This is a genomic window from Gordonia sp. i37, assembly GCF_002043085.1.
GTDB classification, from domain to species: Bacteria; Actinomycetota; Actinomycetes; order Mycobacteriales; family Mycobacteriaceae; genus Gordonia; species Gordonia polyisoprenivorans.
The window spans coordinates 1-11,139 of sequence record NZ_MVPX01000538.1 but is presented as its reverse complement, the minus strand read 5'-3'; the positions used below and the strand labels follow the sequence as shown (position 1 = coordinate 11,139).

Below are 11,139 nucleotides of genomic sequence, written 5' to 3'. Positions count from 1 at the left end.
CACCAACAACATCGCCGGGTCGGTCTACGTCTACAGCGACGGTCCCAACCCGGAGGGCATCTGCACCAGCCCGCTGCGGTCCTGCTACGACGGCAACCTCTACGGCGGATACGAGCCGGCACGCACCTGGTATTCGGCGGTCCTGCCGGTCGCGAACAAGTTCGGGCCGACGAGCCTGCCACCGCAGGATCCGCAGTACGTGTCCGGCAACAGTCGCGGACGGGTCCCCGACGTCACCGGTCTGACCGCCAGCGACGCGACCGCCCGGCTGCAGGCTGCCGGCTTCAAGGTCACCCAGCTCGAGATCGACTCCCCGCGCCCGCAGGGCACGGTGGTGTTCACCGCACCGTCGGACTCGGCGTTGCCGGGGAGCACGATCACGATCTACGTGAGCAACGGACGTCAGTCCGCGGGCGGCAGCAACGGCCCGACCCAGACGACGGTGCAGGTACCCGGCGTCGGGCCGGTGGTGATCGATCTGCCCGGCTGAGGTCGAGTCGCCGGACGGGTTGTCCGTCACGACCCTGACGCGTGCCCTCGGGCGGCGCGTATCCTGAGAAAATGTCCATCCTCGATTCGACCCGGTCCTGGCGCGTGGACGGCCTTCTCCCCACGTCGACGGCAGCACGGACGCTTGCCGTCGGTGCGGGGGCGGCCGCTGCCGGACTGCTTTACTCGACGCTGATCGAGCGCAACGCATTCACCTTGCGTCACACCACGATGGCGGTGCTCGAACCCGGCGCCACCCCGTTGCGGGTCCTGCACATCAGCGACCTGCACATGATGCCCAACCAGCGACTCAAGCAGGCCTGGGTGTCCGAACTCGAAGCGCTCGAACCGGACCTGGTGATCAACACCGGCGACAACCTGGCGCATCCGCAGGCGGTGCCCGCGGTGATCCAGTCCCTCGGCGGATTGCTTTCGCGCCCCGGCCTTTTCGTGTTCGGGTCGAACGACTACTTCGGTCCGACACCGAAGAATCCGTTGAAATACTTCAAGACCGAACACAAGCGCACGCACGGCGATCCCCTGCCGTGGCAGGATCTGCGGGCCGCGTTCGTCGAGCGTGGCTGGCTCGACGCCACGCACTCGGTGCGCGAACTCGAGGTCGGCGGGGTGCGGGTGGTCGCGGCAGGTGTCGACGACCCGCACATCGAACGCGACCGCTACGACACCATCGCCGGACGGCCCAATCCGCTCGCCCAGTTGCGTCTGGGTCTGACGCATTCACCCGAACCACGGGTCCTCGACCGCTTCGCCGAAGACGGATACGACCTCGTGCTCGCCGGGCACACCCACGGCGGCCAGCTGTGTCTGCCGCTCGTCGGTGCGCTCGTCACCAACTGCCACCTCGATCGCTCCCGGGTCAAGGGCGCCTCGGCCTGGGGGTCGACGATGAAGCTGCACGTCAGCGCAGGTCTGGGTACCTCGCCGTATGTGCCGGCACGGTTCTGCTGCCGGCCCGAGGCGAGTCTGCTCACCCTCACCCCGGTCTCTCACGGCGACGCCGAATTCGACGAGGACCACTCGCTGCCGCAGTTGGCCACCGACGCGCGCTGACGCGATGCCGGCAATGTCGACGCCTCCTCGCGTCCTGGCATTCGACACCTTCGGGACGGTCACCGACTGGCTCGGCGGTATCAGCGCCGCAGTGGCGCGTTCCGTGCCCGGGGTCGACGCGGTCGAGTTCGCGCGGCAGTGGCGAGCCCGCTACTCTCCCGCCATCGCTCGCGTCGAGGCCGGTGAGACCGGCTGGCGCGGACTCGACGACCTGCAGGCCGACACCCTGGCCGAGGTCGCCGCACAGTTCGGCGTCGCGATCGGCGCCGACCGTGCCGCCCACCTCGTGCACGCCTGGCGCGAGATCCCCGGGTGGCCGGACTCGGCGCGCGGCCTGGCTCGTCTGCGACGTCGATTCACGGTGTGCGCGTTGAGTAATGGGAGCGTCGCATTGCTCACCGAGATGGCCAAACGCAACGGCTTCGGCTGGGATTTCATCGGCGGCTCGGATCTGTGGCATCACTACAAGCCGGCGCCGCAGACCTATCTCGGGCTGGCCGGACTGATGGAAGCGCGGCCCCACGAGGTGATGATGGTCGCGACCCACCAATCCGATCTCGACGCCGCCCGCTCCCACGGGTTACGGTCGGCCTTCATCAAGCGTCCCCTCGAGTGGGGTGACCCTGCGCTCAAAGACGATTCGGGCTCGCCGGACAATGACCTTCACGCCCGAGACCTCGACGACCTGGCCGATCAGCTGGGGTGCTGAGGGGTGCACGCGCGTTTCATCCTTTTCGGGTGATGTGACCGGCGCCGTTCGCATGTGACGATCACGACGCAGTCACTCCCGAAAGGCTCGTGATGACGTCACCCGATTCTCACCATCACCCGGTCCGCCAGGGGTTCGCCGGCGGAGCCACGATCGGCGCCGCCGCACTCCTGCTCGTCGTCGGCATCATCGGTCTCGCCGAGGGCATTTCGGCCGTCGTCAAGGACGAGTTGTTCGTCGTCGGCCCGCAGTACGTCTACCAGCTCAACCTGACCACGTGGGGCTGGATCCACATCATCCTCGGCATCATCGCAATCCTCATCGCCTTCGGCATGTTCGTCGGCGCGACCTGGGCCCGCGTGAGTGCGGTGATCATCGCGTCGCTGTCGATCATCGCCAATTTCCTCTGGATTCCCTACTTCCCGTGGTGGTCGATCCTCATCATCGCCGTCGACCTCGTCGTGATCTGGGCGGTCTGTACCTGGCAGACCGACTGAGGCCATAGCACGGCGTCAATCCCCGAACGTCCCATGTCGTCCCGCGCCCTGCGCGAATCGTGTTGCCCCGGTGACGGTATCGGCCTGGATCGACTGCAGGCCGTGCAGGTATTCGTTGTGGATGCCGTCGGGTTCGGCCATGCCTTCCTGCTCGAGCGCCGAGAGCCGGTCGTGGCGAAGGCAGGTCTGCGGGAACGCGGCGAGTTCATGCGCCAGTTCCACCGCCCGCTCCAGGGACGTCCCGGACGGCACGAGCCGATTCACCAGCCCCATGTCGAAAGCTTCACGCGCCGGCACCGCGCGGCCGGTGAGAATGAGGTCCATCGCCCGACTCGACCCGATGAGATGCGGCAACCGGACGGTGCCGCCGTCGATGAGCGGTACTCCCCAGCGTCGGCAGAACACGCCGAGCACCGCGTCGTCGTCGGCGACCCGTAGATCGGCCCAGATCGCCAGTTCCAATCCGCCCGCGACCGCGTGTCCGGAGATGGCGGCGATCACCGGCTTGCCCAGTCGCAGTCGCGTCGGTCCCATCGGCCCGTCTCCGTCGGCCTCCACCCGATTACGGGTGCTGCCGTCCGCGATGGCCTTGAGATCGGCTCCCGCGCAGAAGGTTCCGCCCTCCCCGTAGAGCACGGCCACCGACGCGCCCTCGTCGGCGTCGAAACGACGGAACGCGTCGGCGAGCGCCTGCGCGGTCGGCCCGTCGACGGCGTTGCGCCGCTCGGGTCTGTTGAGGCCGAGAATCCGCACCGGCCCGTCGGAACGTTCGAGGATCGTCTGAGTGCTCACCACTCCGATCATGCCCCCACGACCGCTGAGATGATTCGATCCGCCCTTGAGCGGGTACCCGAGGCCCATGGCCAACTATCGAGTGATCAATCCCAAGGGTTCCGTCGTCGCCACCCGCGACATCGACAACGCCGACGACGCGCACGCCTGGTTCATCGACCAGAAAGCCGACAACACCGAGCTCGGCTGGCGCATGGAGGTCGAGCACGACGGCGACTGGGCGTTCTTCGACGATTCCGAGGGTGCCGGCAACGGGTGAGGTGATGGGCGCGGCATCACGGCACGTCAGCAAAACGAGGAGGCCCTGACCAGGATTTCTCCTGGCCAGGGCCTCTTCTGCAATCTCAACCTTGCGTCGGGGTGGCGGGATTCGAACCCACGACCTCTTCGTCCCGAACGAAGCGCGCTACCAAGCTGCGCCACACCCCGTGTGCAACCTGCGATAGCTTACCCCCGATGATGCCCGGGTACTAAATCGCCTGGTAGACCACCAAAACGGGGGCTGCGGCCACCCGTGGGCACCCACTGGGCGAAAGCGACGAACAGGCGCCGGGAATCCGATTACGCTGATTCACGAATCGCGCAAAAACGACGGAAGGGATGGCTGTGATGAGCCAGAGGTTCGACGACGAGGCCGCCGAGTCGGCCGTCAAACAGGGTTTCGCCTTCGGCCTCACGATCGTCGCGGCGGCTCTGCTGTTCGTCGCCGGGGTGATCTCGGTCTTCGTCGGGATCTCGGCACTCAACAAAGACACGCTTCTCGTCCTCGGCCAGGACTACGTCTTCGAGTTGAATCTGACGGCCTGGGGCTGGATTCACATCGTCATCGGCGTGTTGGCGGTCATCATCGCGGGTGGGCTGGCCATCGGCGCCGACTGGGCGCGGGTCGCGGCGATCATCATCGCCGCGCTGTCGATCATCACCCAGTTCCTGTGGCTGCCGCACTACCCCGCATGGTCGATCCTCATCATCGCCCTCGACGTCATCCTGATCTGGGCGGTCTGCTCGTGGAACCCGCGCCAAGTGACGCACGGTCGTACAGCCCGACGCTGAGCCGACGCGGGACCGGACGCAGGACGGCGGTTCCCTACCCATCCGGGACCGCGGTCGGCGGCGAATCACCGCTCGTCCGGTACCGACGACCGAAGGGATTCCCGACCATGCCGCTCCCGCGCATGCCACACACTCGCAGAACCGTCCGCCTCCTCGTGCCGCTCCTGGCCGTCCTCGGGGCCGTGGTGGCGTTGATCGCCACCACCGCGACCGCCGACGCCGCGCCCCTCAAGCCGGTCGCCAAGCTCGACGTCACGCGATATCTCGGCACGTGGTGGCAGCAGGCGACCATCCCGTCGTTCTTCGGTGTGCGCTGCGCGAAGGACACCAACGCCACCTACACCCAGATCAACGCGACGACCATCGGCGTCGATAACAAGTGCACCTCGTTCACCGGTCAGCCCGACGGCATCAAGGGCAAGGCGACCGTCATCGATCCGGTCACCAAAGCACAACTGGTGGTGACCTTTCCGGGCGTACCCAACACCATCAACCCGGGCAACAACCCCAACTACATCGTGACCTGGGTCGGCGACGGACAGGGCCGCGATGCCACCGGGCCGGGCGCGAACAGCACCGAGCCGTACCAGTTCGCGATCGTCGGTGATCCGACGCGGCTGTCCGGATTCGTGTTGAGCCGCGAGAAGGTGCTCACCACCGATCAGCTGCGGATGCTCAAGCGCCGCACCGAGGCCGCGGGATTCAATTCGTGCACCTTCCTGATCTCACCGACGACCGGCGGACGCTCGGACTACTCGCCGCTGTGCACCGTCTGATCGACTGATTCCGTTCGTTCTCGCACCGGCTGCATCGCTCTGCAGCCGGTGCGACGGCGTTACTGTGGACGGGTGACCGCGACCACCGGTGACCCGGCCCGATCCGGGCGCGTCGAACAACTCCTCGCCGACACCTACCGCATCGCCGACGAGGTCCTCTACCCCGCGGCCGGCGACGTCGACCACAGCAGCATTGTTCCCGACTCCCACTGGCGCGAGCTCGCCGACGCCGGGCTTTATGGACTGGTCACCGGCGATCCGCCACTCGAACTCACCACCGTCTTGGAGATCGGGGAGGTGCTCGCGAGTGGATGCCTACCCACCGCGTTCACCTGGTTGCAGCATCACGGGGTGGTCATCTCGTTGTCGGGCACCGACAACGAGATCCTGCAGGATCGGTATCTCGATGCGACCGTCGCCGGCCGGGTCCGGGCGGGAGTGGCCTACGCGGGTGTCGTCCCGACCCCGCCCCGGATGACGGCCACGCGCACCGAAGGCGGCTGGATTCTTGACGGGTACGCACCATTCGTCAGCGGCTGGGGCATCGTGCACATCCTGCAGATCTCGGCCCGGGATGTGCAGACCGACGACGTGATCGCGGCGATCGTCGATATCACCCAACCGGTTCCGAGGATCGCGGTGACCCCGACCCACCTGTCGGTGTGCAACGCAACGCGGACGGTGTTCCTGAGAGTGGAGGGATTGCGGGTCGACGACGCCGACATCGTCTCTCGCGTCAGCCTCGAGCGATTCTTCGCCACCCAGATCACCGGCTTACGCATCAACGGCACCCTTCCGTTCGGCATCCTGCGTCGTGCCACCGCCCTGCTCGAACGCGGCAGCGAGGTGAAAGCCGCTCGGACGCTTCGGGAACGGGCCGGCGAGGTCCGCGCGCGCCTCGACAACGCGCTCGGCGCCGGTGACCCCGGGCCGATGATCGACGCGCGCGCCGACGCCGCCCGTCTCGCCGTCGACGCCGCCGCCGCGCTGGTCTCCGCCGACGGTGGCCGCGCCCTGCTGTCCGGCAACGACGCACAACGCCTGGCCCGCGAATCCATGTTCACCCTCGTCGCAGCCAGTCGCCCGCAGGTGAAAGATCTTCTGGTGCAGCGGTTCAGCGGGAGCTGATCAGCTCACCGCGCAGAGCCGTAGTCCCGCAGGAACAATGCCTCGGCCAGCGCCATGTGCTCGATCTCGGACGGGTCGACGCTCTCGTTGGGCGCATGGATCAGGCAGCGCGGTTCCTCGACCCCGAACAGCATGATCTCGGCGTCGGGAAAGGTGTTCTGCAGCACGGTACACAGCGGGATCGATCCCCCCTGCCCCTGCTGCACGACCTCGGCTCCGTAGGCGGTGCTCAACGACCGCGAAATCGCCTCGAAAGCAGGCCCATCGGTCGAACCCGAGAACGGCGCTCCGATCGCCTCACGCTCCACCGACACCCGCACATGCCACGGCGCGACGGCGTGCAGGTGGGCGATCAGCGCATCCTGGGCGGCCGCCGGATCCATGCCGGGTGGCACACGCAGGTTGATGCGCGCACGGGCCCGCGGGACGACCGACGCCGACGAGCCGACCACCGGTGGGCAGTCGATACCCAGCACGGTCGCCGCCGGGCGGGCCCACACCATCTCCGCGATCGATCCCGAACCGAGCACCCCGACCCCGTCGAGAACCGTTGCGTCCTTCCGGAACTGGCTCGCTCGGTAATCGATGCCCGTCCACACCTGATCGGAGTCGAGCCCGGTGACGGTGGTGTTGCCCGCATCGTCACGCAGCGTGGCCAGCATGGCTATCAGGGCGGCGAGCGCATCCGGCGCCGCACCTCCGAACATCCCGGAATGCATTGCTGAGGAGAGAGTTTCGACGCTGACGACGACGTTGGCGATTCCACGCAGACTGGTCGTCAGAGTGGGGCGGCCCACTTCGATGTTGCCGGAATCGAGGATGAGGATCGCGTCGGCGCGCAACAGGTCGGGGTTCTTGGGAACGAAATCCTCGATGCCGCCGGAGCCCTGCTCCTCGGACCCCTCACCGATGATCTTGACGTTGACGCCGAGGTCGTCGCCGATGGCCCGCAGCGCGGTCAGGTGCACGGCGATATTGCCCTTGCAGTCGGCCGCGCCGCGGCCGTACCAGCGGCCGTTGCGTTCGGTCAGCGTCCACGCCGGTGAGTCCCACGCATCGGCGTCGAGGGGCGGCTGCACATCGTGGTGGAAGTACAGCAGCACCGTCGGTGCGTCGGCCGGTCCGGGGATGTGTCCGGTCACCGCCTGCGATCCGTCGGCGGTGACGTGCGCCTCGACGTCGGATACGCCGGCCTCGGTGAAGGTCTCCTGCAGCCAGTCGACCATCCGTGCGCAGTCGGCGGGCGCGGGCGCGGCGGGGTCGTAGACCGATTCGAAGGCCACCATCTCCGCGAGATCCGTGCGCGCCCTTCCCATCAGATCGTGCACGCGGTCTGCGATCGCATCGTCGGTCACGTCGGGTCCTCTCGTCGTCGGCCGCCTCGACGCCACACGCATGCCCGCGCGGCGAGGTCGTGTCCCCAAGTTATCCCGTCGTGCGGGCGGGTGGCGCGGCGATCAGCCTTGGGCTGCGGAGTCCTCGGCGGGATCGAGGATCGGCCGTCCCGGCCTCCTCGTCGGCGGCTTCGAGTCGGCGACGACGGTCATCTGCCGTCGATACTCTGCCGGGGTCAGACCGAGTTCGGTCCGGAATCTGCTGCGCAGGGTGGCGGCCGAGCCGAATCCGCTGGCTGCGGCGATTTCGGCGAACGTGTGTCGTTGCGGCGCCACCAACAGACCCTGCGCACGGGCGATTCTCTTCTCGGAGATCAAGTCCGACAACGACTTCGACGAGTAGGTGAAATGCCGGTACAGATGACGCCGGCTGATGTTGAGTTCCCGGGCGATGTCGGCGACACCGAAGGTGGGGTCGGTGTGGCGGCGTGCGATGAGGTCGTCGACCGCCGCCCGCATCACCAGCGAATTGTCGCGGACCCGAAACAGATCTGTGCGCTGGTTGTCGAGAACGGCGCGCACGAGATCGATCGCCGCCAGTTCGACGTCGGGATCGAACGACGGCGCCTGTGTCAGCGACGAGAGGGCCAGTTCGCGCACGAACTGCGCGGTGGCCCGGCTCAGCAGGGTCTGGACGCGGACGGTTCGCCGCCCGAACTCCTCGCCCAGACTCTCGACGGGGATCACCACCCCGGCCGGGTCCGCCGGGGTGGTGACCTCGATCACCGCCGGCTCCACAAAGGGGTACACGACGAGTTGTCCGGGACCGTACGTGGTCTGTTCCTCGCCGCGACGGATGGTGATCGACCCGGAGAAACGGGTGACCAGAACGGCAACACCGGGTTGGGAGTCGACCGTGCGTCGGTGATCTCGGTGTCGTCCATCCTGTTCGAACACACCCGGCGCGACGAGCGCACAGTACGCATGCAGGTGACGCAAGGGCCGCGCCGCGAGAACGAGATCGAAGGTCCTCGCGTCGCCGACGACTCGCGCGCACCCGAGTGTCGACGCGCCCGCCCGCCCACGCAGACGTACCGCATCGCCCGCGTCGTCACCCGCAAGTCCGACCTCGCGTCGCCAACGCGCCACCAGCCGCGGATCGAGTCCGGGGAGGGCGCCCGTCACGAACCCTCCCCCGGGTCACCACGTCCCGCACCATCAGTGTTCGCACGTCGGCTGTCGGCGAGCGAGCGACGGTATTCGTTCGGAGTGACGGCGAATGCCGCACGGAATCGATTGCGCAAGGTCGCCGCTGATGTGAAGCCAGATGCGGCGGCGATCGAATCCAGGCCCGCACCCTCGCGGTAGGCCAGCAGTTCGCGCACGCGTTCCAGGCGGCGCGTCGCGATCATCGTGGCCGGCGAGTCATCGGTGTCGCCGAAGTAGCGATACAGATGTCGCCGACTCATGTGCAGGGTCTTCGCGATCGTCTCCGCGCTGAACTCCGGATCTCGGAAATGATGATCGATCAATGCCCGCGTGGCCTCGCGCACGTACACCGGGTCGGTGCAGACGCGGTCGGACTGATCGGCCTGCCTGCGGGCGAGTATCGCCCGGACGAGGTCGATCACGGCCAGTTCCGTGTCGGGGTCCACATCGGCACCGCGTGCGGCGACGTCGACCGCGAAGTTGCGAATGAACGCCGCAGCCGCACAGGCCAACGGCGTCCCGGTGACCACGGGAGCGATCGGGACGCCGACGAAGTCGCTGCCCAGTGATTCGACGGGAATCCAGACACCTGCGAGATCGGCGACCTCCTCGGAGGTCTGCTGGTACGGCTCGTTGTTGTCGAAGATCACGATGTGCGCGGGCGCCCGATAGGGGTGGCTGCTGCCGGCCTGGGTGAAGGTGCCCCCACCGGGCATCGACTGTGTGCCGACCACGACATAGGGCGATGGGTACTCGGCGATGATCTCCGGGGTGCGCGTCATGGTGGACGGGGTCCGGATCAGCGCGTAGACCAACATCCCGGGCAGGGGTCGCCAGAAGGCGATCTCGTCGAACCCGCCCGGATCGTCGGTGGTGATCTGCAGTGCCGGGATGTAGTTGGCGATTCCCTCGGCGCCGCTGCGCCGGATGTAGCGCGTCGGGTTGGCACCGAGGAGGTCGTCGGCGCCGATCCGCGCCAGCCACGACTGCACCGCGGCCGGTGCCAGCCCCTCGGACTCGGGCTCAGCCGACCCTTCGCGCGTCGTCACCGTTCCCGCCTCTCTCCCGTCGCTGCATCCCACAGCGCAGCCCAGTGGTGCGCGGGCGGTCCTTGCCGTGACTCTTGACCAGCCTCGGCACACGGAGCGTCATGGCGATATCCAACCGCACCACCACGAGCTTTCTCCACCAGCGTGGAACCGTGGAAAGGGAACTCTCACATACCCCTCACGGCCCGTCTCGGACCGGGGCGCAGCACAGGCGCGAAGCGCCGAAAGCGCAGGTGAGAAGCACGGAATCCGGCAGGCTTCCCCCGAACGGATGACGGTGCGCGGCACCTTGTCAACCGACCACGACATCGGACCGACGGCGCAGCGAAAGTGCCACAACATGGCACGAATTGTCCGATTATTGTCCCGGATTGATGCACGAATTCACGGAACTCGACAAGTCATGAGGGTGGGTGAGGCCTTTTAGGTGGCCGTCTGTTCGGTGGTCGTCTTTTCGGCGGTCGTCTTTTCGGTAGCCGGCGCGTCGGCGTCCGCCGGTGTGTCAGCGTCCGAGACGGCGGTATCAGGGCCTGCTGCACCGGAATCTGCGGCGTCGGAACCAGCAGCACTGTCGCTCGCATAGGACTCGGCGAAGGACACGCGCGGGGTGGTGGCCGCGTGGAATGCGGCCAGACCCGCGAAGAACAGTGTCGCGAGCGCGAAGAGGACCGCGAGGAACAACGCCGCCCAGTGCACGATCGTCAACGCCAGACCGTCACCGCGTGTCGCCAACGCACCGGCGGCCGAGAGGACCGCCGCGAGCAGACACCACACGGCGCTGCGAACCCGCGGCGACACCGTCGAGACGTAGAACAGTCGCTGATAGAGCGAGGTCTCGTACTCCTCGACCGCGGCCAGTCGCACCGCATCCCCGGCGGCCAGGGCACGTAATTCACCCGCCAACGACGCGCCGCGTCGTAACTGTTCTGTTTCCCGATCGCGGTAGCGGACGAAGGCAATGCCCGCGACGACCACGGCCAGCAATCCGATCCCCGCCATGACTCCCCAGTACTCCACGCCCACACGCTAACC

Annotated in this window: 13 protein-coding genes and 1 tRNA gene; 8 read left to right on the top strand and 6 right to left on the bottom strand. The window is 67.4% G+C overall.

Annotated features, from left to right (window positions below):
* The 4 genes from B1964_RS26910 to B1964_RS26895 form a co-directional block, all read left to right on the top strand.
* On the top strand, positions 1 to 490 hold a 490-nt coding region (locus B1964_RS26910), incomplete at its 5' end, for a PASTA domain-containing protein (protein ID WP_139765890.1).
* Positions 491 to 561: 71 nt separating this feature from the next.
* Positions 562 to 1,560 carry a metallophosphoesterase gene (locus B1964_RS26905; protein WP_079931994.1) on the top strand — a complete coding sequence of 333 codons (999 nt, stop codon included), beginning with the start codon at positions 562 to 564 and terminating at the stop codon, positions 1,558 to 1,560.
* Between the two features lie 13 nt (positions 1,561 to 1,573).
* Positions 1,574 to 2,269, top strand: coding sequence for a haloacid dehalogenase type II (locus B1964_RS26900; RefSeq protein WP_079931993.1), 696 nt, complete (start codon positions 1,574 to 1,576; stop codon positions 2,267 to 2,269).
* 92 nt (positions 2,270 to 2,361) lie between these two features.
* Positions 2,362 to 2,766 (top strand): hypothetical protein, encoded by a 405-nt coding sequence (locus B1964_RS26895; protein WP_006373136.1) that lies wholly within the window; start codon positions 2,362 to 2,364, stop codon positions 2,764 to 2,766.
* Positions 2,767 to 2,781: 15 nt separating this feature from the next.
* Here B1964_RS26895 and B1964_RS26890 read toward each other — a convergent pair whose 3' ends face one another.
* Positions 2,782 to 3,570: a crotonase/enoyl-CoA hydratase family protein gene (locus B1964_RS26890; RefSeq protein ID WP_079931995.1), complete on the bottom strand. Its 789-nt coding sequence runs from the start codon at positions 3,568 to 3,570 to the stop codon at positions 2,782 to 2,784.
* Positions 3,571 to 3,625: 55 nt separating this feature from the next.
* On the opposite strand from B1964_RS26890, the gene B1964_RS26885 reads away from it, so the two are divergent.
* Positions 3,626 to 3,817, top strand: a complete 192-nt coding sequence (locus tag B1964_RS26885) for a hypothetical protein (protein WP_006373134.1) — start codon at positions 3,626 to 3,628, stop codon at positions 3,815 to 3,817.
* A gap of 96 nt (positions 3,818 to 3,913) precedes the next feature.
* On the opposite strand, the gene B1964_RS26880 is transcribed toward B1964_RS26885, so the two are convergent.
* Positions 3,914 to 3,987 (bottom strand) — tRNA-Pro (locus B1964_RS26880).
* 180 nt (positions 3,988 to 4,167) lie between these two features.
* On the opposite strand from B1964_RS26880, the gene B1964_RS26875 reads away from it, so the two are divergent.
* The 3 genes from B1964_RS26875 (at position 4,168) to B1964_RS26865 (ending at position 6,515) form a co-directional block, all read left to right on the top strand.
* The gene (locus B1964_RS26875) at positions 4,168 to 4,611 is read left to right on the top strand and encodes a hypothetical protein (protein ID WP_079931992.1); all 444 of its coding nucleotides are present in this window, start codon (positions 4,168 to 4,170) and stop codon (positions 4,609 to 4,611) included.
* A 107-nt stretch (positions 4,612 to 4,718) separates the two neighbouring features.
* Positions 4,719 to 5,387: a lipocalin family protein gene (locus B1964_RS26870; RefSeq protein WP_079931991.1), complete on the top strand. Its 669-nt coding sequence runs from the start codon at positions 4,719 to 4,721 to the stop codon at positions 5,385 to 5,387.
* 72 nt (positions 5,388 to 5,459) lie between these two features.
* The gene (locus tag B1964_RS26865; RefSeq protein ID WP_079931990.1) at positions 5,460 to 6,515 is read left to right on the top strand and encodes an acyl-CoA dehydrogenase family protein; all 1,056 of its coding nucleotides are present in this window, start codon (positions 5,460 to 5,462) and stop codon (positions 6,513 to 6,515) included.
* Positions 6,516 to 6,520: 5 nt separating this feature from the next.
* Here the strand turns inward: B1964_RS26865 and B1964_RS26860 are convergent, their stop codons facing one another.
* From B1964_RS26860 to B1964_RS26845, 4 genes are all read right to left on the bottom strand, one after another.
* Positions 6,521 to 7,870 carry a dipeptidase gene (locus B1964_RS26860; protein WP_079931989.1) on the bottom strand — a complete coding sequence of 450 codons (1,350 nt, stop codon included), beginning with the start codon at positions 7,868 to 7,870 and terminating at the stop codon, positions 6,521 to 6,523.
* A gap of 102 nt (positions 7,871 to 7,972) precedes the next feature.
* A complete protein-coding gene (locus B1964_RS26855; protein WP_253194218.1) occupies positions 7,973 to 9,034 on the bottom strand; it encodes an AraC family transcriptional regulator in 1,062 nt (353 codons plus the stop codon).
* The gene (locus B1964_RS26850; protein WP_079931988.1) at positions 9,031 to 10,107 is read right to left on the bottom strand and encodes a helix-turn-helix domain-containing protein; all 1,077 of its coding nucleotides are present in this window, start codon (positions 10,105 to 10,107) and stop codon (positions 9,031 to 9,033) included. The genes B1964_RS26855 and B1964_RS26850 overlap by 4 nt, the downstream gene beginning before the upstream one ends.
* A gap of 423 nt (positions 10,108 to 10,530) precedes the next feature.
* The gene (locus tag B1964_RS26845; RefSeq protein WP_079931987.1) at positions 10,531 to 11,130 is read right to left on the bottom strand and encodes a histidine kinase; all 600 of its coding nucleotides are present in this window, start codon (positions 11,128 to 11,130) and stop codon (positions 10,531 to 10,533) included.
* Between the last annotated feature and the right edge of the window lie 9 nt (positions 11,131 to 11,139).

What these genes read in the sequence shown, in the direction of transcription:
- B1964_RS26905 (WP_079931994.1), top strand. Translation starts at nt 562, where the DNA reads ATGTCCATCCTCGATTCGACCCGGTCCTGGCGCGTGGACGGCCTTCTC.
- B1964_RS26900 (WP_079931993.1), top strand. Translation starts at nt 1,574, where the DNA reads ATGTCGACGCCTCCTCGCGTCCTGGCATTCGACACCTTCGGGACGGTC.
- B1964_RS26895 (WP_006373136.1), top strand. Translation starts at nt 2,362, where the DNA reads ATGACGTCACCCGATTCTCACCATCACCCGGTCCGCCAGGGGTTCGCC.
- B1964_RS26890 (WP_079931995.1), bottom strand. Translation starts at nt 3,570, where the DNA reads ATGATCGGAGTGGTGAGCACTCAGACGATCCTCGAACGTTCCGACGGG.
- B1964_RS26885 (WP_006373134.1), top strand. Translation starts at nt 3,626, where the DNA reads ATGGCCAACTATCGAGTGATCAATCCCAAGGGTTCCGTCGTCGCCACC.
- B1964_RS26875 (WP_079931992.1), top strand. Translation starts at nt 4,168, where the DNA reads ATGAGCCAGAGGTTCGACGACGAGGCCGCCGAGTCGGCCGTCAAACAG.
- B1964_RS26870 (WP_079931991.1), top strand. Translation starts at nt 4,719, where the DNA reads ATGCCGCTCCCGCGCATGCCACACACTCGCAGAACCGTCCGCCTCCTC.